Source organism: Sulfitobacter sp. NFXS29, assembly GCF_040148765.1.
Taxonomy (GTDB): domain Bacteria; phylum Pseudomonadota; class Alphaproteobacteria; order Rhodobacterales; family Rhodobacteraceae; genus Sulfitobacter.
Genome location: NZ_JAGDED010000007.1, coordinates 54096 through 76637, shown reverse-complemented (window position 1 = coordinate 76637; position 22542 = coordinate 54096). Strand labels below are relative to the sequence as shown.

Here is a 22542-nt window from a genome sequence, read left to right as displayed (position 1 = left end):
GCAGGTTGCCCCGCGCGCCCAATCCGTCCGGCATGGCCGGTTGGTTTACTTTTGCTCTTCGGCGACAGCGGCGGCGACGGCATCTTCAAAGATCGCGAGGCCCTCTTCGACGATGGCATCAGATGCAGTCAGCGGAACCATCACGCGCACGGCGTTGCCATGCATGCCACAGCTCAGCAGCAGCAGGCCGCGCTTGAGGGCGTGGGCGATGACGCGCTTGGTGAAGTCGCCATCGGGTTTGGCGCTGTCAAAGTCGGTCACGAATTCGACGGCGACCATGGCACCAAGGCCGCGGATATCCCAAAAGCGGTAGGGCGCCGACCGCGCGCCGATTTCGGCAAAGCGGGCTTTGAGCGTTTCGCCCATCGCGGTGGAGCGGGCCAGCAGACCTTCGTCTTCGATCGCCTCAATCGCCGCCAGCGCTGCGGCGCAGGCCACCGGGTTGCCGCCATAGGTGCCGCCCAGACCGCCGGGGGCCATCGCATCCATCACATCGGCGCGGCCAATCACCCCGGCCAGCGGGTAGCCACCGGCCATGGATTTCGCCACGGTGATGAGGTCCGGCGCGACGCCGGAATGCTCAATCGCGAACCATGTGCCGGTGCGGCCAAAGCCGGCCTGCACTTCGTCGGCGATCAGCAGGATGCCGTGCTGGTCACAGATTGCGCGCAGTTCTTGCATCATGTCGAAAGGCACAGGGGTATAGCCGCCTTCGCCGAGCACCGGCTCGATGATGATCGCGGCAACGCGTTCGGGCTGGGCATCGGTGAGGAAAAGGTTCTTCAACCCGGTCAGCGCGTCCTGCACGGTAATCCCGTCGCGCACCGAAGGGAAAGGCGCGCGGAAGACATCCGCCGGGAAGGGGCCCACGTCTTTTTTGTAGGGCGTGACCTTGCCGGTCATGCCGAGCGTCAGCAGGGTGCGGCCATGGTAGCCGCCGGTGAAGGCGATGATGCCCGGACGACCGGTGGCGGCGCGGGCAATTTTCACGGCATTCTCAACAGCTTCGGCGCCGGTGGTGACGAGCAGCGTCTTTTTGGGTGCCTCACCGGGGGCCAGCGCGTTCAGTTTTTCAGCCAGTTCGATATAAGGACCGTAGGGCACCACCTGAAAGCTGGTGTGGGTGTAGTGATCTTCTTGCGCCTTGGCGGCTTCGACCACTTTGGGGTGGCGGTGGCCGGTGTTCAGCACGCCGATGCCCCCGACGAAATCGATGTAGCGGTTGCCTTCGACATCCCATAGTTCGGCATTCTCGGCGTATTTCGCATAGATCGGCGCGGCAGAGGCCACACCGCGCGGCACGGCGGCGTCTCGGCGCGCGACGAGGTCGGCATTCGTCTGACCGTCGGGTTTGGTGGCGGGATTTGCTTCGACCACTGTCATCTGCGGCGCGGCTTTGGCCTTGGCTGAGGATTTGCGGTGCGATTTCTTGACGGTGCTGGACATGGAACAGATACCTTATTGCGAAAGAGAGAGGGGCAGTGACGTGTCGTTTAAAAAATCCATATTCCGTTTAATATAATTGTCAATCGCGAAGGCAGAGCCTATCTAACAATTCCCAAGATCATCGGTTGCCCCTCCGCCACAAGGCGCGGTCGCAACGCCGATGCCCACAAAGGACAAGTCATTGAACGTCGGCGATAAACTTAGAGCGATCCGAAAGAAACATGGGTTGTCCCAACGTGAGCTTGCGGCCAAGGCCGGGCTGACCAATGGCACGATCTCGCTGATCGAAAAGAACCGCACGAGCCCATCAGTCGCATCGTTAAAAAGCCTGCTGGACGCGATTCCCATCAGCATGGCGGAGTTCTTCTCGATCCTTGAGGAAGACGACAGCGCCAAGGTGTTCTACCGCGCGCAGGAACTGACCGAGATTTCGCCAAGCCACCAGGGCGGCGTATCGCTGCGGCAATTGGGCAATGCGGCGCATCACGCGCTTCAGGTGCTGCATGAAACCTATGAGCCCGGCGCGGATACCGGGCCGGAGTTTCTGAGCCATGAGGGCGAAGAGGCGGGCGTGGTGGTGCGGGGCAGCATAGAGGTGACGGTCGATGGCGCAGTTAGTCTGTTGAACGCCGGGGATGGCTACCTGTTCGACAGCCGCCTGCCGCATCGGTTTCGCAATATTGGCGCCGACCCCTGTGAGATTGTCAGCGCCTGCACGCCCCCCAGTTTTTAAAAGGCACCCTATAAATATCGACCGCCCCGAGCGTTCTGCTCGGGGCGGTCGATAGGGGTGTCAGGTCTTAGTAGTCTGACCGGTAGTTCGACCTTTGGGTCTCCGGTTGCTGTTTATCGCGCCCGGCACGGTCCTCATCCGGGTTAAGTTCCCGTCGGCCCGTGGTGAGGGCCAAGATGATGACCGCGGCTAAGGTCAGGATGGTCAGACCGCCGAGAAAGAGCTCCGTGGTCATCTCCGTTTTCCTTTTTAGCACTGCGTTTCAGGTGCTCAACCGCGCGCGGGCCAAAGGGTTCCGACAAATTTTTCGCCTATGACGAGTCTGTGACCTGTGGGCCACGTTTCCGGCCAGATTCCGCTGATCGATAGCGCGTCAGTAGTCGTAGACCATCTTGCTGTCGGTCGGGACGTGGAAATTCACCCGGATTTGGTACACGCCACCCATGGTCTCGACCTCGACCTGACCGTTTAACTGGCGGGTAAAGGCAAGGATCAAACGAGAGCCGAGCCCGGTGCCGGATTTCACCTCTTCAGGGTTGCCGATGGTGTTGCGCACTTCCAGCATCGCCTGTTCCGGCCCGGTTTGGATCAGCTTTAGCGATATGAACCCTTTGCCATGTTCGACCGTCGAGACGTATTTCAGTGCATTGGTCAGCGCCTCTGACACCAGCAGGGTCAAGGGGGCCGCATCGTCGGCGTCAATCTTGATCGGCTCAAAGGATTGCTCAACCTGCACGCCCGAACCAGAGGGCAGACCGACCGATAGCATCTGGCCCACAATCTCGTTCAGCAGTTCGCTGGCGTTGACCCGCACCAGATCGTCATTCTGGTAGAGGTTCTTGTGCACGGTGGCGAGGCTGAGGATGCGATCCTGCAAGCGCCGCAGGACAAAGCGCGCGTCTTCGCTTTTGGCCTGCCGTATCTGCATGTTCATGATCGACGAGATAAGCTGAAGGTTGTTTTTGACCCGGTGGTGGACCTCTTTCAGCAGAATGTTCTTTTGCCGAAGGCTGTCTTCGAGCGTCGCCTCATCTCGCAGGATCGATTCCGCCATGCCGACAAAAGCCGATTCCATCTCGACCAATTCGGTGGGCACCGAAGGGCCAAGCGTGCCGCGCGGCAGGGTGCGGTTCAGGGCAAAGCGGCGCATCTGCCGTCCAAGCTTGCGAATGTGATTGATCGCCAGCCGGTTCAACGCCCAGAAGGCCACGATCAGGCTGGCCAGCCACATGACGATGGGCAAAAGCGCGCTCAGGCGGGTGGAAACGCCGGTGTCCAGAAACGGTGTATTGCTGGGCCATACGCTCAGCGCAAAGACCGTGTCCGGCACGATTGGAACGATCACATAGGCGCGCTCTTGGCCGTCGAAATTCTCTGAAAGGAAGACGTTGGGTTCTTTGGTGGTCAACAGCGACAAGGCGACATCGCTGGGGTATTCCTTTTTGGCAACGGCCAGCCCGTTTTCGGCGGTCAGGATGTGCCCCATCTTATTGAGGGTCATCATCGCGACGCTGCTGTGTTTGCTCTTGGGTTCGCGTATCGCGTTTATGGCGTCTTCGGGGATGCTGAGCGCCATGAAGCCGATCAATTCGCGCTCTTCGTAGACCGGCGCGTTGATCAGCGTGACCATCTGGTTGCTGACCGCCCCCTGCAACACCGGCATCGCACGGCGGACCGGTGTTTCCAGCAGCGTTTTAAAATTCTCATCCTCGGAAAAGTCATGATCCTGCCCCGTGGAGGAGCAGGTCATTTTCCCGTCTAGCCCGATGAAACCCACAAGCGAATAGATGTCTGACGCTTGCTTATATTCCTTCAGGAAGGCCGTGCATTCCTCGGGATCGTCCCGCCTGAGACGCACGATAGAGGTGAGTGCTTCGGCGGCGCCGAAAGCCTCTTGGATCACCCGGCGTTCCGCAGCAGAGGCCTGCTCTGTGACAGCGATCAGCGATAGCTCTGCGCTTTGGCGGCTCTGATCCGCAATCTGACGTGTCTGCACAACCGCGATCAGCCCGATGGGCAAGAGCGCGAGAGACAGAAACAGCAGAATACGGATCGTCAGCCCACGCATCAGATCACCGCTGAAGAAGCCAGATGTCATATTTAGAAAGAAGAAACTTTAGAAGCGGATAGGACAGACATTGTCGCGTCATCGGTCATTTCAAGCGACTCGTCGTCATGGTGACCCAGCAGTTCGGCAAGGCGGGCACGGGCCCGGTTGGTGCGGCTTTTGATGGTGCCGACGGCAACGCCACACATATCTGCGGCTTCCTCGTAGGAGAAGCCAGAGGCCCCAACAAGAAGCAGCGCTTCGCGTTGCTCATCCTTTAGCAGGGCAAGCGCCTTGCGGAAATCCGTCATCTGCATGTGACCATCATGTGCGGGCTTTTCGGCCAGCCCGTCAGTCAACACGCCATCCACATCCGAGACTTCGCGTTTCGCCTTGCGGCGCGAGGAATAGTAGGTGTTCCGCAGGATCGTGAAGAGCCAAGCACGCATGTTCGTGCCCTCTTGGAACTTTTCAATGTTAGTCCACGCCTTGACCAAGGTGTCCTGCACCATGTCGTCTGCCGTGGCACCATTGCGTGTCAGGCTGATGGCAAAGGCCCGCATGGCCGGCAGATGTTCTACCAGCTCGTCGCGCGGATCGGGACGGGTCATTATGACGTTCCTTTTTCTGAATCCTGTTCCTTCAACTTCTGAAGCAGATCCTTGAAACGATCAGGGATGCCTTCATCGAGCGTCTCATCGAAGACACGCTTGAGGTTGTCGTCGATGACGCGCTCGCGCTCGTCCTTGTTTCCTGAATTCACTAACATCACCTCTGGCATCGTCGTCTCGTTTGAATAATTATGTACGCATACTGGAACCAAACACAATGTCGACGTGTTTGGTTCCAAGAAAAGTAAAAAAGGATTCGACTAGATGAACGATGCGACACAAAAGACCAGCATCAGCGATGAACTGGGTGCCAACATCCCCTACCTTCGCCGGTTCGCGCGGGCGATGACTGGCAGCCAGACCAGTGGTGACACCTTCGCCGCGGCGGCGCTGGAAGCCATCCTGGTTGATCGCTCGGTGCTCGATGGAGTAGACACAAAGACGGGTCTTTTCAAGGTATTGTACGGTATTTGGGCCAGCGCAGGTGCCCCGGTGGAAGAGGGCGAAAGCGGCCCCCGCGCCAAGGCGCAGCGGCATCTGTCGAGCCTGACCAACAACAGCCGCGAAGCGCTGCTGCTGCACACGATCGAAGGCTTTTCGTATGGTGAAATCGCCAAAATTATCGGCGTGGACGAGGCCGAGGCCGATGAGCTGATCCAGATCGCACACCGCGAAATGGCGGACAGCACCTCCGGTTCGGTGATGATCATCGAAGACGAAGCCATCATCGCGATGGACATTGAATCCATCGTCGCCGAGATGGGCCACCGCGTGACCGGCATCGCTCGCACCCGGGATGAAGCGGTGAAACTGGGCAAGGCCGATGTGCCTGACCTGATCCTCGCCGATATCCAATTGGCCGATAACTCTTCGGGCATTGATGCGGTGAACGATCTGCTGAACGAACTGGGGATGCGTCCGGTGATCTTTATCACCGCCTTCCCCGAGCGTCTGTTGACCGGCGACAAGCCAGAGCCCGCCTTCCTGATCTCCAAACCTTACTCGGTGGATCAGGTCGTCTCGGCTGTCTCGCAAGCGATGTTCTTTTCCTCCACGGAAACGCTCAACGCCTAAACCGGGCCAGAAAAACAGGGTTCCCCGCGCATCGCTTGCGCAGGGAACCCTTTGCATTCAGCGCCCGCGCTGCCTATCGTCAGTCAAACATTCAGGAGGCCCGCATGGCCAAGACCCCGACCGCTGCCGCAAAAGATCTGACCATCGACGATCTGTCGGACCAGATTGCGCTGCTTAAAAAAGACATCGCATCGCTGACCGAAACCCTGGGCGAATACGGCAAGGCCAAGTCGGAAGAGATGCGCGACAACGCCCGCAACGCGGCGAATGATTTTGCCGACACCGGGCGTCTGAAAGCGATGGAAGCCCAAAAGCAAGCCGAAGAATTCCTGCAAGCCCAGCCCGGTACCGCCCTCGGCATCGCCGCAGGCATCGGTTTCCTTGTCGGTCTTGTGACGGCCCGCCGCTAAGATGCTTTCCTCGGTGATGAACCACCTGCGCGGCTCCCTGCAGCGTGCGCTGCGCACCGCGATGCTCAGCGCCGGGGCCGCGCTCTTTCTGCTGATCGGGCTGCTGTTTCTCACGCTTGCGGCGTGGCTTTATCTCATCACCGTCACCACGACGCTCACCGCCGCGCTGATCCTCGGCGCGGTCTATTTCGGTGTTGGCTTTCTCTTGCTTGCCATAGCCGGATCAAACCGCGAGCCCGCGGCTCAGGCCCCCCGGCAAGAAGACCCGGCAGCGACCGAACATGACGGTCTGAAGAACTTGGTCATGGCATTTCTGGCTGGCATAACCGCGGGTCAGAAAGCGCGCCGTTAACAGCGCTGAGCAGATTGCCACTGGAAAAGGGGCGGGTGATGAACCTCAGACTCCTTTCGGCCTCCGCCAGACGGGGCATATCGTTCATGATACAGACGATCGGAAACCACTCACGCAGGTTCGCCAGATCGGACAGATGTTGGTGCAATTGATCCCGCCGCAGCGACAGGACCGCAAAGTCGATGTCGTTGATGTTTTCCACCAGCTTGCTGAGATCAAAGGTCTCTAAAACGCCAATTTGCGATTGCGGAAACGCAGCAGAAAGCGTTTCATTTATGTCTGAACAGACCAACGGGTCCGGTTCGTAGATCAAGATCGACATGGTCTTCCCCCGGGTTAGCAAAGTTGTCGATGTAGGGGGCGCGCCACGAGGGCGCATTAAACTAAGACATAAGAAGGCAATTTTTATCTGATGACGACACAATGCCGCTATTGCCCTCTCCGTCGCAAAGATGCCTTCCTGCCGATGTCGAAAGATGAAGTGAACTTCATGGAGAAGTTCAAGTCGGGCGAGCTGACAGTTGAGCCGGGCACGCCGATCCTGCTTGAGGGGTCAAACTCGCCTCAGCTTTACACCGCGCTGACCGGGATGGGCATCCGCGACAAGACCTTGGAAAACGGCAACCGGCAGGTCATCAGCTTTGTCTTCCCCGGCGATTTCATCGGCCTGCAGGCGGGCATCATGGGTGAAATGGGCCATTCCGTCGAAGCCCGGACCCATATGCGGCTTTGCGTTTTCAACCGCAGCGAATTCTGGAATTTCTTCAAGAACCACCCCGAACGCGCCTTTGACATCACTTGGTTGGCCGCCATCGAAGAGCATTTCATGGGCGAAGTCCTTGCCACCATTGGCCAACGCACCGCGATGCAGGCCATCGCTTGGGCGATGGTCAAGATCTTCGAACGTGGCCAGTCGCTGGGGATGGTCACCCACAATCAGATGCTGCTGCCCTATTCACAACGCGATCTAGCCGATGCGCTTGGCCTGTCGGTGGTGCATACCAACAAAACCCTCGGCGCCCTGAAAGAGCGTCAACTGCTTTCGTGGTCCGACAGGGTGCTTCAGATCAACGACCTCGCGGCCTTGGCGAAGGCGGGGGTAACCGAACTTGAAAGCCGCCAAAAACGCCCCCTTCTTTAACAGCTATTCCTGGGTGATATCGATAAAGGTATCCGCAGCCTCGGCCCCACGGTGGCCGCGCGGCTTTGCCGGGCCGATGGTGCTGTCCGGTCGCGTGCGTCGTTCAACCTGCGCGTTCAGGGCCGCGCCGAATAGGATCAGAAAACTGCTGATCCAAAGCCAGACCAACATCGCAATCACGGCCCCGATCGAGCCATAGACCTGATTGTAATTGCCGAAATTGGCGACGTAATAGGAAAACCCGATCGAAACCACGGCCCAAGACATCACCGCCAAAATCGCCCCGCTGCTCAGCCAAGGCAATCGCGCGGCGCGCCGGTTCGGCCCGAAACGGTAAAGCACACCCACACCGGCAAACAACACCGCCGTCGCAACGGTCCAGCGCAGCAGGTCGGCCACGGCGTTGCCAAAGGGACCAAGCGGGATGAACGCTAGAATTATGGGCGCGACCACCACCGCCAGCAGCGCCACGATCCCGACCCCCACAAGGCTTACCGTCAACAACAAGGCATGCAGGTAATGCTTCGCAGCATTGCGGTTGCGCTCATTATAAACAGCGTTCAGACCGATCACCATCGCACCCACACCTGCCCGCGCAGACCACAGCGCCACCAGCAGCGATACGATACCGGCCCAACCCAAGGTATCGGCCCGCGCGGTAACCAGCCCGGTCACCTGCGTATTGATAATGTCGTACACATCATCCGGCAGCAGCCCGCGCACATCCTCCAACTGGGCAATGACCACGACAGGGTCCGAGATCAGCCCCAACAACGCGATCAGCGCCGCCAGCGCCGGAAACAACGATAGCATCGCGAAAAACGCCACCCCGGCCGAGATCAGCGCAAGGTTGTCATCGGCCGCTTGCTTTAGGCTCGCCTTGAAAGCATCCCAATAGATCGCCGGTCGGGTCGGAGGTCTGCGCAGCACCAATGCCAATCCTTTCAATTCGGCCCCGGCCAAAACCGGGACCGCTTCGCGTTAGCTGTCCTCCACATCGTCGCGGACCTGCCCCCAAGCAACAAGGGTGAAGATCAACGTGCCGCCGATGATGTTGCCGACAAGCACTGGCAGGAAGAAGCCAAAGATCGCCTGACCAAACCCCAGCCCGCCATGCAGAATGAGCGCCGCCATCTCGACTGACCCGGCGACGATATGGGTGAAATCCCCCGCGGCAATAAGCCAGGTAAAGGTCAGGATCAGGAAAAACGCCGCCTCATCCGCCTCAGGCAGCATCCAGACGATCAACGCTACGATGACCCCCGCCGGAATGGCCCGCCAAAACCCCTCCGCCGCCGGCATGCCCGTCGCGTGTTCCGAAAGGCTGATGATGGCGGGCAAAACCTCCGCCGGGATGGCGGGCGTATAGATAAACAGCGCGGCCGCCGCAAAGGCGCCGATCACATTGGCCCCCAGCACAACCGCCCAAAGCCGCATGAGTCTGCACAGGATATTCAGGCTGCGTTCCTGCATTAGAGGCAAAACCGTGGTGATGGTGTTTTCGGTAAACAACTGCATCCGGCCCATGATGACCGCGATGAACCCCAAGGAATAGCCAAGGTTCTCCAGCAGAAAACGCCAGTTTTCATCCGGCAGGTAGGTCCGGAAAATCGCCTCTCCCAAGACCGAAAGACTGATCAGCATCCCCGCGGAAATCCCCGACCAGATCAACGACCGGTTGGTGCGATTCAACTCATCGCGCCCCTCGCGTCGGATCACCTCATAGATCAGCTTGGGCGACAGCGCCGCCGCATTACTGACAGAGCGTTCTTCCGCCTCTTCCTGCACAGCGGAGGTTGGGGGTTTCTTCTGGATCAGAGGGGCCATTCGCGTTCTTCCTGAAAATCATGGACATAATGAACATAGCCCGCCAGAGCCCCCTGCACAGTAAAAAGCCCCAGCCTGCTTAATTCGCGCGCCCCAAACAATAATACCCTGCCAATCTCGCCCCCACAGGGAGCGTCTCGCCCACCCTTCACCTTCATCCTTTCTTAAATACCGATCCCGCTCCCTCAACCAGACGGATCAGCCGCGTTCACCCCCACCGGCACTCAACGCCAACCCCTCAACAATTGCGGTCAGCGCCGCCCCCCGATGTCGTTCCGCGCGCGGAAAGCGTGCGCCCATTTCGGACTCAACCACCTCCATCAGGCTCGACCCGCCGACAAAGATCAGCCGGTCCACGGCGCCGGGCGCGATGCCTGCGTTCTGCGCTGTCGCCTCCGCTGCATCCCCCATCTGTGCCGCCAGTTTCGAGAGCCGCTTGCGCATCCAGTCACGGGGCAGGGGCAAAGTCGCCCGGGGTTTGAGCATCGACACGTCGATCACCGGCTCTGCATCCCCCTCGGCCCCTGCGCCATTGGCGCGGATTTTGCCCGCTTCGACGGCAAAAGCAAGATCATGACCAAGCTCTTCATCAAGCACTTTAACCAATCGTGCCAGACGCTTGGGGTGTTCGGCAAACTTATGCAATTCCGCCGCCGCCTTGCGGGTGTCAGCGCCGTAGAGAAACGGAATTTTCGCCCAAGTGGCCAGATCGTTGAAGATTGCATTGGGCGCGATGTGGGTGTCGCCCCCGAAAGCATGGCGAATTTCGCTGCCCATCCCAAGCTGCGGCATCACCCGCCCGATGGACAAGGACCGGTCAAAATCGGTCCCGCCCAAGCGGATACCGTGGCTTTCCAAAATGTCGATCTCATCATTCCCGCGCTGGCGGAAAAGCGTGAAATCAGAGGTGCCGCCGCCAATATCGATCACCAGCCCCAGATCTCCCGGGCGCAGCGCGGCGCGGTTGGCAAGCGCGGCGGCTTCGGGTTCGTTCATGAAATCCACATGGTCGAAACCGGCCCGGCCATAGGCCTCGCGCAGGTCTGTCAGCGCTTGTGCATCGCGGGCGTCATCGGCTGAGTGAAAGCGCACCGGACGGCCAGAAAGTGCTGTGTCAAATTGCATCCCCGTGGCGGCTTCGGCTTGCGTTTTCACCCGCGCCAGAAATCGCGCCACGATATCGATAAAGTCCAGCCGTTCACCCAAAAGCACCCGCCGCTCCCGCATCAGCCGGGTGCCAAGCAGGCTTTTCAGCCCGCGCATATAACGGCCCTCGGCCCCGGCCAGCAGCGCGTCAGAGGCGGCGGCGCCGATCCGCATTTCACGTGCTTCGAAATCGAAAAATACCGCCGTCGGCAGGGTCTGCGCCTCGGCCTCTAGTGTGATCAGTTGCGGGGTGCCGTTGACGGCGATGCCCGCCGCGGTGTTGGACGTTCCAAAATCAATCCCCAGCGTGGCCATGACGTTCTCCTAATGCCTTTTCACGGGCGATCCGACGCGCAGCGCACCCGTGCAAAGCACCCGCGATACCCTTCTCGCGCGGGCTTGGCAACGAAGGCTGGCGCGTCGTGCGGCTTTTGGCTAGCCTCGCAAAAAAATACGCCAATATGGGAGAACTTCATGAACCGTTTGAACCGTTTGATGACCGGTGTGGCCAGTGCTGCATTGGCTGTCGTCGCCACCAGCGCCTTCGCCAAGGACGACATCACCGTCGCCATGCAACTCGAGCCGCCGCACCTTGATCCGACCTCTGCCGCGGCCGGGGCCATCGACTCGGTGCTTTATACCAATGTCTTTGAAGGGCTGACCCGTTTCATGGGCGATGGCTCGGTCGTGCCGGGCCTGGCTGAGTCCTGGGCGATTTCCGAAGACGGGCTGACCTATACGTTCAAGCTGCGCGAGGGGGTCACCTTTCACGATGGCACCACGATGGACGCTGAGGACGTGAAATTCACCCTCGACCGGATCAACGCCGAAGATAGCGCCAATGCGCAAAAGGCGCTCTATGCCGCTATTTCCGAAGTGAACGTCATTGATCCGCAGACCGTTGAGGTCAAACTGAGCGAACCGAATGGCAACATGCTGTTCAACTTCGCCTGGGGCGACGCGGTGATCGTGGCACCTGAAACGGTCGAGACGATCAAGCAAACCCCGATTGGCACCGGCGCGTTCAAGTTTGAGAACTGGAACCAGGGCGACAAGATCACTCTAACCCGGAATGACGACTATTGGGGCGACGCGCCCGCGCTGGCCAGCGCGACCTTCAAGTTCATCTCAGACCCGACAGCGGCTTTCGCTTCGGTCATGGCCGAGGATGTCGACGTTTTCACCGGCTTCCCCGCGCCGGAAAATATCCCCCAGTTCGAGGCGGACCCGCGTTTCCAAGTGCTGATCGGCTCGACCGAGGGGGAAACGATCCTGTCGATCAATAACAAGCGCGAACCTTTCGATAACGTCAAAGTCCGCGAGGCCGTGGCCCATGCCATCGACCGTCAGGCAATCATTGATGGGGCGATGTTTGGCTATGGCACCCCCATCGGCACCCATTTCGCCCCACATAACCCGGACTACGTCGATCTGACTGAGATGAGCGGTTACGACCCCGAAAAATCCAAGGCGCTGCTGGCCGAGGCTGGTTTCCCCGATGGGTTCGAGACGACATTGCACCTGCCGCCCCCATCCTACGCCCGCCGCGGCGGAGAGATCATCGCAGCCCAGCTGGCCGAAGTTGGCATCAAGGCGCAGATCACCAATGTCGAATGGGCACAGTGGTTGGAAACCGTGTTCAAAGGCAAAGATTTCGGTCTGTCGATCGTCAGCCATACAGAGCCGATGGACATCAACATCTACGCCAACCCGGACTATTACTTCCAATATGACAATGCCGAATTCCAGTCGCTGATGACCGAGTTCAACAAGACGGCAGACCCCGCCGCGCGGACCGAGATGCTGGCCAAGGCGCAGCGCATGATCGCCGAAGACTATGTGAACGGCTATCTGTTCCAGCTCGCTTTCCCGACGATTGCCAAGGCGGGTGTCGAGGGGCTTTGGGTAAACGCGCCCACGCAAGCCACCGACCTGACCGGTGTAAGCTGGGCGGAGTGATCGATAGGATCGCGTTTAAGCATTAAAAAAGGGCGCGCCGTGAGGCGCGCCCTTCTTAATTAGATGCGAAGACCTATTAGTCTTTGCCACGCATGCCAGCAGCAGCTTCGCTTACCAGCGCGTCGGGGTTCTGGTTGCAGACAACAATGAAGTCTTCCATTGCCTGCTCCATTTCCGTATCGGCCATCTCGTCGGCCGCTTCGGAATCTTCGACAGCTTTTGTATCGTCAATCAGGGAATCTTCGGTTTCTTCAGCGTCTGTCGCTTCAGCAGCAGTAACGTCGCTCGGCTCGGAGCCATCGTTCTTGGTTTCGGTGATCAGGGAACCACCGTGGCCACCGTCTTCCAGCTCGGCGATTGCCATGGAAGCAACTTTCATTTTGTCTTCATCGCTCAGCTCTTGGTACTGGGCGCAGGTCATGGTGGCCATGTCCATGTGAGCAGCGGCGAAGGCGGGTGCGGAAACGGTGCCCAAAAGGCCAGCGATCGCAAGTGTTTTCAAAGTCGTTTTCATTTTTATTCTCCAGTTTTGTCTGTTCTCCCGAAGACAACACCGCATAACGGATATGGTTCCAGCGCATAGCGATTAGGAACGGGAAAACGGCAGTTTCAGTGCATAACAGGCTCACAATGCTGGATTCTTTCGATGTACGCTCCGGCCCCGCTCTACCTGAGTCTTAAAAATTCAGCATTTCTCTCATTCTCGTCGGGGAAACTGCACGCGGGCTCTGGACCCTTCCGAGCGTGCCGCCTAACCTCCGCGCTATGTTGCGCTACGCGTTGAAAAGATTTCTCTCCCTGCTCATCAGTCTCGCCGTCGCGTCGCTGGTGATCTTTGTGGTTATTGAGGTCGCCCCCGGCGATCCTGCTTCCTTTATGCTGGGCCTTAATGCTCAGCCCGAAACGCTGGCCGCTCTGCGCAGTGAGTTGGGTCTGGATCAGTCCCGGCCAGAGCGTTACCTTGAGTGGGTCGGCGGCATGCTGCGCGGCGATTTCGGCACGTCTTACACCTACCGCACCCCGGTGACCGAGATGATCGGCGATCGGCTTTGGGTTTCTGTGCCCTTGGCGCTCTATGCGCTTTTCCTCTCTGTCATCGTGGCCTTTCCGGCGGGCATCTACGCCGCCTCCCGCCGCGGACGGGCGGGCGACGTTGGCGTCATGGGGGCAACGCAATTGGGCGTGGCGGTGCCGAACTTTTGGTTTGCCATGATCCTCGTGCTGATCTTTTCGATCAACCTGCGCTGGTTTTCGGCAGGCGGCTTCGTCGGCTGGGACAAGGGGCTTTTCGCCGGGCTGCATGCCCTGACTCTGCCTGCCATCGCGCTGGCCTTGCCGCAGGCGGCGATCCTCGCGCGGGTCATGCGCTCGGCCCTGCTGGATGTCTTGGGCGAAGATTTCATGCGCACCGCGCGGGCCAAGGGGCTGACCGCGCGGCAGGCGCTTTGGCGTCACGGTCTGCGCAATGCGCTGATCCCGGTGCTGACGATCATCGGCCTGCAGTTCTCCTTCCTGCTGGCCGGGTCGATCATCATTGAGCAGGTCTTTTACCTGCCGGGCCTTGGGCGATTGGTGTTTCAGTCGATCTCGGCGCGGGATTTGATCGTGGTCGAGTCGGTGGTGATGCTCTTGGTCTTTTCGGTGATCTTGGTGAATTTCCTTGTCGATCTGGCCTATGCCGCCGTCGATCCCCGGCTGAGGGCACGCACATGAACCGCAACCTGCTGCTTGGGGCCGCGCTGACCTCGATCTTTCTGCTGGCGGCGCTGATCTCCTTTGTCTGGACGCCCTATGACTATGCTGGGCTCGACATCGCGAACAAGCTGCACAGCCCTTCGCTGGCGCATCCGATGGGCACCGATCACTTTGGCCGCGACATCCTCAGCATGATTATGGTCGGCGCGCGGACCTCTATCGCCGTGGCGTTGGTGGCGGTGGGCATCGGCATGGGCGCGGGCGTGCCGCTGGGGCTTTGGGCCGCAGCGCGGCGCGGGAGCCTCGTGGATGAGGTCATCATGCGCGGCAATGATCTGGTCTTTGCCTTTCCTGCCATTGTTATCGCCATTCTGATCACGGCGGTCTTTGGCGCCGGGGCGATCAATGCGATCATTGCCATCGGCATCTTTAACATCCCCGTTTTCGCCCGGATCACACGCGGGGCGGCGCTGTCTTTGTGGCAGCGTGAATTCATCCTCGCCGCGCGGGTCGCGGGCAAATCCGCTGCGCGCATCTCGGCTGAGCATATCCTGCCCAATGTCGCCAATCTGCTGATCGTGCAGGGGACCATCCAGTTCTCTCTTGGCATCCTTGCCGAAGCGGGGCTGAGCTATGTGGGCCTTGGCGCGCAGCCGCCGGTGCCGTCATGGGGCCGGATGTTGGCCGATGCGCAGACGATGGTCAGCATCGCGCCGCATATGGCCCTGATGCCGGGTTTCGCAATCATCCTGACAGTTCTGGGGCTGAACTTGATGGGCGACGGTCTGCGCGATCTGCTTGATCCGCGCCTGAGGGTGGCACGCACATGACGCTTCTGACTGTCTCCAATCTCTCGCTGTCGATCCACGGGCTGCGCATCCTCGACGGGGTGACCTTCTCTGTCGCGCCGGGAGAGATCGTGGCCGTGACGGGAGAAAGCGGCTCGGGCAAGTCGATGACCGCGCTGGCAGCGATGCAGCTTTTGCCCAAGGGGGCGAAGACCACGGGGCATCTGTTGCTGGGCGACGATGATCTGGCCCAGATGGACGAAACGGCCCTGTGCGGCGTGCGCGGCAATGACATCGGCATGGTGTTCCAAGAGCCGATGACCGCGCTGAACCCGGTGCAGACCATTGGCCGCCAAGTGGCCGAAACCATCCGCGTGCATGAACCGAGCGTGTCCCGCGCGGAGGCCGAGGCCCGCGCCGCCGATACTTTGACCCGCGTCGGCCTGCCCCAAGACCGCTTCCCCCTGTCGCGCTATCCCCATGAGCTGAGCGGCGGGCAGCGCCAGCGGGTGGTAATCGCCATCGCCATTGCCCTGCGCCCCCGCCTGCTGATCGCCGATGAGCCGACCACGGCATTGGATGTCACCACGCAGGCACAGATCCTTACCCTGCTGACCCGTCTGGCACGCGAAGACGGCATGGGGCTGTTGATGATCACCCATGACCTTGCTGTCGTGGCCGATATGGCCGACCGGATCATCGTCATGCGCAAGGGTCAGATCGTCGAGCAGGGAGAGACTCAGAGCCTGCTGCGCGACATGCAGCACCCCTATACCAAGATGCTTTTCGACGCCTCCCGCCATGAGGTGAACCTGCCCGTGCCACCCGCGCCCGTGCCGCTGCTGGAGGTCAAAGGCGTGTGCCGCGATTACCATCTGCCGCGCAAAACGCTGTTCGGTGCGCCGGGCAGGTTCCGCGCGGTGGACAACCTCAGCTTTACCCTGAACCGGGGGGAGCGGTTGGGCTTGGTGGGGGAATCCGGTTGCGGCAAATCGACCCTGACGCGGGCGATTCTGGGTCTGGAGCAGGTGCAAGAGGGCAGCATTACCGTCGATGGCCAGCCCGTCTTTACCGGTACGAAGCCGAACCTTGCCGTGCGCCGCAAGATGCAGGTGGTGTTCCAAGACCCTTTCGGTAGCTTCAACCCGCGCCACCGGGTTGATCGTCTGGTGACAGAGCCTTTCCACCTGCTCGACAGCCCGCCGCAGGGGGCGGAGCGGACCCGCGCGATTGATGAGGCGCTCACTGCCGTGGGGTTGCGCCCCGCAGATGCGCGCAAGTACATTCACGAATTCTCGGGCGGGCAGCGCCAGCGGATCGCCATTGCCCGCGCGCTGATCATCCGGCCAGAGTTGATCCTTTTCGATGAGGCGGTCAGCGCGCTCGATGTCTCGGTCCGCGCGCAAATCCTTGATCTGCTGGCCGAGCTTTGCAGCCATTACGACCTGACCTATCTCTTTATCTCGCACGACCTGTCGGTGGTGCGCACGGTGACGGACCGGGTGCTGGTAATGCAGTCCGGCAAGATCGTAGAGGCCGGAGAGACAACGCAGGTCTTTGACGCGCCGCAGCATGAATATACCAAATCACTTATCGCCGCCGCGCCGGTTCTGCCGGATTTGCCCCAGCGTGTAGGGTAGGCATTCGGGTCCGGGTTACGTCATGAAAGGGAGTTGCATTGATCGCGATGGCAATCCGACCTAACCTGAATTCGGGGATTCCCGCCACAAGGGCATGTCTGCTTGGGCCCTGAACGGCGCGTTAGAAATTTCCCTGCCCAGTCAATTGCCTAAAGGCTGCGGCGCTCTACTTGTGCATGCAATGGTGTCCGCCTAAAGGGTGGTCCGCCAAATATAACAATGGGAGACATCTTATGAAAATGTTCAAAATGCTCGCGATGACCGGCGCCATGGTGGCCGGCACTGCGGCCATGGCGCAGGAAAAGTTCATCACCATCGGCACCGGTGGCCAGACGGGTGTTTACTTTGTCGTCGGTCAGTCGATCTGCCGTCTGGTGAACCGCGGCACAGCGGATCACAACCTGAAATGCACCGCGCCCTCGACCGGCGGGTCCATCGCCAACATCAACGCGATCAAAGCGGGCGACATGGATATGGGCGTTGCCCAGTCCGACTGGCAGTTCCACGCTTACAACGGCTCCTCGCAGTTCGAAGGCGACAAGTTCGACAACCTGCGCGCGGTCTTCTCCGTACATGGTGAGCCGTTCAACGTCATCGCCCGTGCCGACAGCGGCATCGAGTCCTTTGACGACCTTAAAGGCAAGCGCGTCAACATCGGCAACCCCGGTTCCGGTCAGCGCGCCACCATGGAAGTCGTGATGGACGCCAAAGGCTGGACGCTGGACGATTTCGCCCTGGCCTCCGAGCTGAAGCCTGCCGAGCAGGCCGCCGCACTGGGTGACAACAAAGTGGATGCAATCATCTACACCGTTGGCCACCCGAATGGTTCCATCCAAGAAGCCGTGTCGACCATCGACGCCAAGCTGATCCCTGTGGATGGTGACGCGATCCAAGGTCTGATCGACGACAACCCCTATTATGCCGAGGCCACCGTGCCGGGCGGCATGTACAAGGGCACAGACAGCGACATCAAGACCTTCGGCGTGAAAGCGACATTCGTCACATCCGCGGATGTAGATGACGATGTGGTCTATCAGGTCGTCAAAGCCGTGTTTGACAACTTCGACCGTTTCAAGCGCCTGCACCCGGCGTTCGAGAACCTGACCCAAGAAGAGATGATCTCGGGCGGTCTTTCTGCTCCGCTGCACCCCGGTGCAGAGAAATATTACAAAGAGCAAGGTTGGATCGAGTAATCTATCCGTGACATGATAGCTCTGGCGGCGGTACGCTGCCGTCAGAGACCCGAAGAAAAACAATATGCGCATCCACCCCAAGGTGGAGCCGACAGGGGGACGATATGTCTGAGAAGGACCAGCAAAAGGCGGCGGCTGTCGAAACCGCCGCAACCGGTGACCGAGGCGGCTTGAGCCAGGCGGAACTGGACGAACTTGTCGCTTCTTCTGACACGGGCGGTCGTGCTGTCAGCGGGTTGATGGGCACTTTGCTGCTGTTGGTGGCATTGGCTTGGTCCCTGTTTCAACTCTACATTGCGTCGCCCATTGGTCTGTTCAACGATACGCTGGCGCGCTCCATTCACTTGGGCTTTGCCGTATTCCTCGGCATCATGGTGTTTCCGGCCACGCGCACAAGTTTTCAGGTGGCGCTTGGCGTAATCGTTCCCATCGTCCTTGCAGCCCTCTTTATGGTCAGCACCAAGGATTCGACCGCCGTTTGGTGGATCCCGATCCCAGCGGCCTTTGTCATCGCGACGGTGCTCCTCGGCTCGCCCAAGAACCGCATTCCGATCTGGGAATGGGCATTGGCCATCGTCGGTACCTTTTGTGCGCTCTACCTCTTTATCTTCTACCGCGAGATCGCCAACCGCGTCGGCGCTCCAATCCTGCCAGACTATATCGCAGGTGTTACCGGACTGTTAATTCTGCTCGAAGCCACCCGCCGTGCCCTTGGGCCTGCGCTGATGATCGTGGCGAGCGTCTTTCTTTTCTACACCGTGCTTGGCCCCTATATGCCCAGCATCATCGCCCATAAGGGCAACAGCCTGTCGGAGATCGTGAACCACCAGTGGATCACCACCGAAGGCGTCTTTGGCATCGCGCTTGGGGTCTCGACCTCATTTGTGTTCCTCTTCGTGTTGTTCGGCTCGCTGTTGGACCGTGCGGGCGCGGGCAACTACTTCATTCAAGTCGCGTTCAGCCTCATGGGCCACATGCGCGGCGGTCCGGCGAAAGCGGCGGTTGTGGCCTCGGCGATGACCGGCCTGATTTCGGGCTCCTCCATCGCGAACGTTGTGACAACAGGCACATTCACCATTCCGCTGATGAAGAAAGTGGGCTTCAACTCCGAAAAAGCCGGCGCAGTCGAGGTGGCCTCTTCGGTCAACGGGCAGATCATGCCGCCCGTGATGGGGGCTGCGGCGTTCCTGATGGTCGAATATGTCGGCATCCCCTATTTCGACGTGGTCAAACACGCCTTTTTGCCTGCGGTTATTTCCTACATCGCGCTTGTCTACATCGTGCACCTTGAAGCGATGAAGGCCGGGATGCAGGGTCTGCCCCGCGCCTATACGCCCAAACCACTGGTGCAGCAGTTGATCGGCATCGCCTTTGCGATCATCGCGATTTGTGCACTGTCCTTTGCGGTCTATTACCTGATGGGCTGGATCCGCCCTGCCTTCCCTGAGACTGCGGGCTACATCATCTTTGTCTTCCTCACGGCGGTCTATGTTGGCCTGCTCTATGTCGCCAGCAAAGAAGAGCCGCTGAAGCTGGATGATCCCAATGCAGAGGTAACATCGCTGCCGATGCCCGGACCGACCGCGCGCTCGGGGCTGCATTTCATCCTGCCCGTGGTCGTGCTGGTTTGGGCGCTGATGGTTGATCGCCTGTCGCCCGGCCTCTCGGCCTTTTGGGCGGCGGCTTACATGATCTTTATCCTGCTGACACAGCGCCCGCTGATGGCGATGTTCCGCGGCGAGAGCAAGTTTGTGAACGACTTGAAAGCGGGTGTTTTCGATCTGATTGACGGATTGGTCACCGGCGCACGCAACATGATCGGCATCGGCATCGCCACGGCAACGGCGGGTATCATCGTCGGCGCGGTCAGCCAGACAGGCGTCGGCTCGGCGCTGGCGGATGTGGTTGAGGTGCTCTCGGGCGGCAATATCCTTGCAATCCTTTTCCTGACGGCGGTGCTGTCGCTGATCCTTGGCATGGGCTTGCCCACCACTGCGAACTACATCGTGGTTTCGGCGCTGTTGGCGCCCGTCATCGTCACGTTGGGCCAGCAGAACGGGCTGATCGTGCCGCTGATCGCTGTGCACCTCTTTGTCTTCTACTTCGGCATCATGGCCGACGTGACCCCGCCGGTCGGCTTGGCGAGCTTCGCCGCCGCCGCTGTTTCGGGCGGTGATCCGATCCGCACGGGTCTCGTGGCCTTCTTCTACTCCCTGCGCACCGCGGCGCTGCCGTTCCTGTTTATCTTCAACACGGAGCTGCTGTTGATTGGCGTCACTTGGGGGCAGGGGCTGTTCATCTTTGTCGTGGCAACCGTGGCGATGCTCCTTTTCGCCGCCGCGACCCAAGGCTGGTTTTTGGCACGCAACCGTTTCTATGAGACCATCGCGTTGCTGCTGATTGCCTTTACCCTGTTCCGCCCGGGCTTTTGGATGGACATGGTCTATCCGCCCTATAGCGAAGAGGCCCCGACCGAGATCGTGCAGGCGGCTGAGGAAACACCCGCCGGTGAGCGGCTGCGCCTGCGCGTTGCGGGTGTGAACGATCTGGGCGATCCGCTGGAGTTCGTGGCGCTGCTGCCCATCGGCGAAGGAGAGACCGGGGCCGAGAAGCTTGAAGCCGCGGGCCTGATGTTCCGCGAGGACGGCGATAAGATGATCATCGACGATGTGATCTACGACAGCCCCGCGCAGGGGGCGGGCCTTGATTGGGACCAAGAAGTGCTGCGCGTGCTGAAACCGATGCCGCAACCCAGCAAATATTGGATGTTCATCCCCGCGCTGTTGCTGCTGGCACTGGTCGTCTTCCTGCAACGGGGCCGTGCCGGGCGTGACACCCGCAAGCCCGCGACAGCCTGAGGAGGGCGCACCATGTTTGACAATATCCTGCTGACTGTTGACCTGAGTGACCCAAAATCATGGGAGAAAGCGCTGCCGCAAGCGGTGGATATGATCCGCCTGTCCAAGGGCACCCTGCATATCCTGTCGGTCGTGCCTGACATGGGCACGCCGCTGGTCGAAGGGTTCTTTCCCGTAGATTATGAGAAACAGGCCACGGGCCGTGCGGCCAAAGCGCTTGAAAAGCTTGTCGAGCGTGAAGTGCCTGATGACGTAAAGGTGAAGCAGCACCTCAAGTTCGGCAAAATCCACCGCGAGGCGCTGAAAACGATAAAGAAATCAAACGCCGATCTGGTGGTCATGGGGTCCGAGCACCCCGACAGCCTGCGCGAATTCCTCGTTGGCTCCAACGCCGACCGCATTGTGCGCCGTTCGCCTGTTTCCGTTCTGGTCGTGAGGGCGTAAGACAGGTGCTTCGCGGAGATAAGCAGGGAAATGGTCCATTGCGCCGCGTTGTTCGGAGTATTCACGCATGACCCCTTTCGCGATTGCCGGCGTGCAGATGTACGTCAATGCCTTGCAGCCCAATGTCGACGGCATGATCCAGCGGCTCGACATCCTGATGGCACGCTTTCCTTGGACGCAGATGGTTCTGTTCTCTGAGCTGGCGCCTTTCGGCCCGCTCGACCGCTTTGCCCTGCCGCCTGAGAACGAAACGATTGAACAGTTTCAGGCCGCCGCGCGGCGGCACCGCGTCTGGCTGATCCCCGGTTCGATGTTTCTAAAGCACCCCGAAGATGGTCGGGTCTACAACACCTCGGTCGTCATCAACCCCGAAGGCGAAGTGGTACGCCGCTATGCCAAGATGTTCCCATTCCGGCCCTATGAGGCGGGCATCGCGGCGGGCAATGAATTCTGCATCTTCGACGTGCCGGATGTGGGCCGCTTTGGCCTGTCGATCTGCTATGACATGTGGTTCCCCGAGACGACGCGCCAGCTGACCTCTCAGGGTGTCGAAGTGCTGTTGCACCCCGTTCTGACCGGCACCACCGACCGCGATGCCGAGCTTGCCATCGCGCGGGCCACGGCGGCGCAGTTCCAGTGCTATATTTTCGACGTGAACGGTCTGGGCGCGGGCGGCGTGGGCAAGTCCTGTGTCGTTGATCCGACCTCGATGGTGCTGCACCAGTCGGCAGGCCAAGAAGACATGTTCCCGATTGAGATCGATCTCAACATGGTGCGCCGCCAGCGTGAGACGGGGATGAAGGGCTTGGGCCAGTTGCTCAAATCCTTCCGCGATCGCCCGACCGATTTCCCGGTCTATGACCGCGACAGCGGCGCGGATGCCTTCCTGCACACCCTCGGCCCGCTCGAAGTTCCGCAGCAGGGCAGCCGCGCGGGTCTGCATGTCGATGTGCCAGCCCAACAGGTGCCCGCCGAGATCCCCGCCTATAAGGGCAAGAACGGTTTCCCGCCGGAACCGCTTGCCAGCGCCACCGCCGGCACCGCGCCGGAAGTGGCACAGACACCGGCGCCCGCGGCACCTGCTGCGGCCATGCCAGACCCACAAACAACGCCCGAAACACCCGGGCAGAACGACAATACCAGCGGCTAGGCCGAGGTTAGGTTCGCAGACTGCGGTA

At 60.0% G+C, this 22542-nt stretch carries 23 protein-coding genes; 13 read left to right on the top strand and 10 right to left on the bottom strand.

Annotation, left to right across the window (positions count from 1 at the left end):
* Positions 1-45 precede the first annotated feature (45 nt).
* Positions 46-1446, bottom strand: a complete 1401-nt coding sequence (gene gabT / locus J3456_RS12355) for a 4-aminobutyrate--2-oxoglutarate transaminase (protein ID WP_349580501.1) — start codon at positions 1444-1446, stop codon at positions 46-48.
* A gap of 181 nt (positions 1447-1627) precedes the next feature.
* On the opposite strand from gabT, the gene J3456_RS12350 reads away from it, so the two are divergent.
* A complete protein-coding gene (locus tag J3456_RS12350) occupies positions 1628-2179 on the top strand; it encodes a cupin domain-containing protein (protein ID WP_349580500.1) in 552 nt (183 codons plus the stop codon).
* 67 nt (positions 2180-2246) lie between these two features.
* Here J3456_RS12350 and J3456_RS12345 read toward each other — a convergent pair whose 3' ends face one another.
* The 4 genes from J3456_RS12345 to J3456_RS12330 all read right to left on the bottom strand — a co-directional run bounded on the left by J3456_RS12345 (position 2247) and on the right by J3456_RS12330 (position 5007).
* The gene (locus J3456_RS12345; RefSeq protein ID WP_161487433.1) at positions 2247-2414 is read right to left on the bottom strand and encodes a hypothetical protein; all 168 of its coding nucleotides are present in this window, start codon (positions 2412-2414) and stop codon (positions 2247-2249) included.
* Positions 2415-2552: 138 nt separating this feature from the next.
* Positions 2553-4277, bottom strand: coding sequence for a sensor histidine kinase (locus tag J3456_RS12340; protein WP_349580499.1), 1725 nt, complete (start codon positions 4275-4277; stop codon positions 2553-2555).
* 2 nt (positions 4278-4279) lie between these two features.
* The gene (locus J3456_RS12335; RefSeq protein ID WP_067623982.1) at positions 4280-4837 is read right to left on the bottom strand and encodes an RNA polymerase sigma factor; all 558 of its coding nucleotides are present in this window, start codon (positions 4835-4837) and stop codon (positions 4280-4282) included.
* Positions 4837-5007: a NepR family anti-sigma factor gene (locus J3456_RS12330; RefSeq protein ID WP_201722086.1), complete on the bottom strand. Its 171-nt coding sequence runs from the start codon at positions 5005-5007 to the stop codon at positions 4837-4839. Before J3456_RS12330 ends, J3456_RS12335 begins: the two co-directional genes overlap by 1 nt.
* A 94-nt stretch (positions 5008-5101) precedes the next feature.
* Here J3456_RS12330 and J3456_RS12325 point away from each other — a divergent pair, with 94 nt between their 5' ends.
* From J3456_RS12325 to J3456_RS12315, 3 genes are all read left to right on the top strand, one after another.
* Positions 5102-5911, top strand: coding sequence for a response regulator (locus J3456_RS12325; RefSeq protein WP_349580498.1), 810 nt, complete (start codon positions 5102-5104; stop codon positions 5909-5911).
* A 104-nt stretch (positions 5912-6015) separates the two neighbouring features.
* Positions 6016-6321: an ElaB/YgaM/YqjD family protein gene (locus tag J3456_RS12320; RefSeq protein ID WP_067623987.1), complete on the top strand. Its 306-nt coding sequence runs from the start codon at positions 6016-6018 to the stop codon at positions 6319-6321.
* A 16-nt stretch (positions 6322-6337) separates the two neighbouring features.
* A complete protein-coding gene (locus J3456_RS12315; RefSeq protein ID WP_349580497.1) occupies positions 6338-6673 on the top strand; it encodes a phage holin family protein in 336 nt (111 codons plus the stop codon).
* Here J3456_RS12315 and J3456_RS12310 read toward each other — a convergent pair.
* Positions 6624-6995, bottom strand: coding sequence for a hypothetical protein (locus J3456_RS12310; RefSeq protein WP_349580496.1), 372 nt, complete (start codon positions 6993-6995; stop codon positions 6624-6626). The genes J3456_RS12315 and J3456_RS12310 overlap by 50 nt on opposite strands.
* Before the next feature lie 90 nt (positions 6996-7085).
* On the opposite strand from J3456_RS12310, the gene J3456_RS12305 reads away from it, so the two are divergent.
* The gene (locus tag J3456_RS12305; protein WP_259946887.1) at positions 7086-7814 is read left to right on the top strand and encodes a Crp/Fnr family transcriptional regulator; all 729 of its coding nucleotides are present in this window, start codon (positions 7086-7088) and stop codon (positions 7812-7814) included.
* Positions 7815-7817: 3 nt separating this feature from the next.
* On the opposite strand, the gene J3456_RS12300 is transcribed toward J3456_RS12305, so the two are convergent.
* From J3456_RS12300 to J3456_RS12290, 3 genes are all read right to left on the bottom strand, one after another.
* Positions 7818-8747: a YihY/virulence factor BrkB family protein gene (locus J3456_RS12300; RefSeq protein ID WP_349580495.1), complete on the bottom strand. Its 930-nt coding sequence runs from the start codon at positions 8745-8747 to the stop codon at positions 7818-7820.
* Positions 8748-8795: 48 nt separating this feature from the next.
* Entirely contained in the window at positions 8796-9641 is an 846-nt protein-coding gene (locus J3456_RS12295) for a formate/nitrite transporter family protein (protein WP_349580494.1), read from the bottom strand.
* A gap of 198 nt (positions 9642-9839) precedes the next feature.
* Positions 9840-11102, bottom strand: a complete 1263-nt coding sequence (locus J3456_RS12290; protein ID WP_349580493.1) for an Hsp70 family protein — start codon at positions 11100-11102, stop codon at positions 9840-9842.
* 159 nt (positions 11103-11261) lie between these two features.
* On the opposite strand from J3456_RS12290, the gene J3456_RS12285 reads away from it, so the two are divergent.
* Positions 11262-12746: an ABC transporter substrate-binding protein gene (locus J3456_RS12285; RefSeq protein WP_349580492.1), complete on the top strand. Its 1485-nt coding sequence runs from the start codon at positions 11262-11264 to the stop codon at positions 12744-12746.
* 76 nt (positions 12747-12822) lie between these two features.
* On the opposite strand, the gene J3456_RS12280 is transcribed toward J3456_RS12285, so the two are convergent.
* Positions 12823-13260, bottom strand: a complete 438-nt coding sequence (locus tag J3456_RS12280; RefSeq protein ID WP_349580491.1) for an HdeA/HdeB family chaperone — start codon at positions 13258-13260, stop codon at positions 12823-12825.
* Positions 13261-13511: 251 nt separating this feature from the next.
* On the opposite strand from J3456_RS12280, the gene J3456_RS12275 reads away from it, so the two are divergent.
* From J3456_RS12275 to J3456_RS12245, 7 genes are all read left to right on the top strand, one after another.
* Positions 13512-14459: an ABC transporter permease gene (locus J3456_RS12275; RefSeq protein WP_300051208.1), complete on the top strand. Its 948-nt coding sequence runs from the start codon at positions 13512-13514 to the stop codon at positions 14457-14459.
* Positions 14456-15271: an ABC transporter permease gene (locus tag J3456_RS12270; RefSeq protein ID WP_349580490.1), complete on the top strand. Its 816-nt coding sequence runs from the start codon at positions 14456-14458 to the stop codon at positions 15269-15271. Before J3456_RS12275 ends, J3456_RS12270 begins: the two co-directional genes overlap by 4 nt.
* Positions 15268-16869, top strand: coding sequence for an ABC transporter ATP-binding protein (locus tag J3456_RS12265; protein ID WP_349580489.1), 1602 nt, complete (start codon positions 15268-15270; stop codon positions 16867-16869). Before J3456_RS12270 ends, J3456_RS12265 begins: the two co-directional genes overlap by 4 nt.
* 233 nt (positions 16870-17102) lie before the next feature.
* Complete coding sequence (locus tag J3456_RS12260) at positions 17103-18062, top strand: TAXI family TRAP transporter solute-binding subunit (RefSeq protein ID WP_067940950.1); 960 nt, start codon at positions 17103-17105, stop codon at positions 18060-18062.
* Positions 18063-18166: 104 nt separating this feature from the next.
* Complete coding sequence (locus J3456_RS12255) at positions 18167-20920, top strand: TRAP transporter permease (RefSeq protein ID WP_349580488.1); 2754 nt, start codon at positions 18167-18169, stop codon at positions 20918-20920.
* A 12-nt stretch (positions 20921-20932) separates the two neighbouring features.
* The gene (locus tag J3456_RS12250; RefSeq protein WP_093927672.1) at positions 20933-21364 is read left to right on the top strand and encodes a universal stress protein; all 432 of its coding nucleotides are present in this window, start codon (positions 20933-20935) and stop codon (positions 21362-21364) included.
* A gap of 67 nt (positions 21365-21431) precedes the next feature.
* Positions 21432-22514 carry a carbon-nitrogen hydrolase family protein gene (locus tag J3456_RS12245; protein ID WP_067629486.1) on the top strand — a complete coding sequence of 361 codons (1083 nt, stop codon included), beginning with the start codon at positions 21432-21434 and terminating at the stop codon, positions 22512-22514.
* The last annotated feature ends 28 nt before the right edge of the window (positions 22515-22542 follow it).

Bases quoted from the DNA above. Each gene is read 5' to 3' on its own strand.
- gabT (WP_349580501.1), bottom strand. From the start codon at position 1,446: ATGTCCAGCACCGTCAAGAAATCGCACCGCAAATCCTCAGCCAAGGCC.
- J3456_RS12345 (WP_161487433.1), bottom strand. From the start codon at position 2,414: ATGACCACGGAGCTCTTTCTCGGCGGTCTGACCATCCTGACCTTAGCC.
- J3456_RS12340 (WP_349580499.1), bottom strand. From the start codon at position 4,277: ATGACATCTGGCTTCTTCAGCGGTGATCTGATGCGTGGGCTGACGATC.
- J3456_RS12335 (WP_067623982.1), bottom strand. From the start codon at position 4,837: ATGACCCGTCCCGATCCGCGCGACGAGCTGGTAGAACATCTGCCGGCC.
- J3456_RS12330 (WP_201722086.1), bottom strand. From the start codon at position 5,007: ATGCCAGAGGTGATGTTAGTGAATTCAGGAAACAAGGACGAGCGCGAG.
- J3456_RS12325 (WP_349580498.1), top strand. From the start codon at position 5,102: ATGAACGATGCGACACAAAAGACCAGCATCAGCGATGAACTGGGTGCC.
- J3456_RS12320 (WP_067623987.1), top strand. From the start codon at position 6,016: ATGGCCAAGACCCCGACCGCTGCCGCAAAAGATCTGACCATCGACGAT.
- J3456_RS12315 (WP_349580497.1), top strand. From the start codon at position 6,338: ATGAACCACCTGCGCGGCTCCCTGCAGCGTGCGCTGCGCACCGCGATG.
- J3456_RS12310 (WP_349580496.1), bottom strand. From the start codon at position 6,995: ATGTCGATCTTGATCTACGAACCGGACCCGTTGGTCTGTTCAGACATA.
- J3456_RS12305 (WP_259946887.1), top strand. From the start codon at position 7,086: ATGACGACACAATGCCGCTATTGCCCTCTCCGTCGCAAAGATGCCTTC.
- J3456_RS12295 (WP_349580494.1), bottom strand. From the start codon at position 9,641: ATGGCCCCTCTGATCCAGAAGAAACCCCCAACCTCCGCTGTGCAGGAA.
- J3456_RS12290 (WP_349580493.1), bottom strand. From the start codon at position 11,102: ATGGCCACGCTGGGGATTGATTTTGGAACGTCCAACACCGCGGCGGGC.
- J3456_RS12285 (WP_349580492.1), top strand. From the start codon at position 11,262: ATGAACCGTTTGAACCGTTTGATGACCGGTGTGGCCAGTGCTGCATTG.
- J3456_RS12280 (WP_349580491.1), bottom strand. From the start codon at position 13,260: ATGAAAACGACTTTGAAAACACTTGCGATCGCTGGCCTTTTGGGCACC.
- J3456_RS12275 (WP_300051208.1), top strand. From the start codon at position 13,512: ATGTTGCGCTACGCGTTGAAAAGATTTCTCTCCCTGCTCATCAGTCTC.
- J3456_RS12270 (WP_349580490.1), top strand. From the start codon at position 14,456: ATGAACCGCAACCTGCTGCTTGGGGCCGCGCTGACCTCGATCTTTCTG.
- J3456_RS12265 (WP_349580489.1), top strand. From the start codon at position 15,268: ATGACGCTTCTGACTGTCTCCAATCTCTCGCTGTCGATCCACGGGCTG.
- J3456_RS12260 (WP_067940950.1), top strand. From the start codon at position 17,103: ATGAAAATGTTCAAAATGCTCGCGATGACCGGCGCCATGGTGGCCGGC.
- J3456_RS12255 (WP_349580488.1), top strand. From the start codon at position 18,167: ATGTCTGAGAAGGACCAGCAAAAGGCGGCGGCTGTCGAAACCGCCGCA.
- J3456_RS12250 (WP_093927672.1), top strand. From the start codon at position 20,933: ATGTTTGACAATATCCTGCTGACTGTTGACCTGAGTGACCCAAAATCA.
- J3456_RS12245 (WP_067629486.1), top strand. From the start codon at position 21,432: ATGACCCCTTTCGCGATTGCCGGCGTGCAGATGTACGTCAATGCCTTG.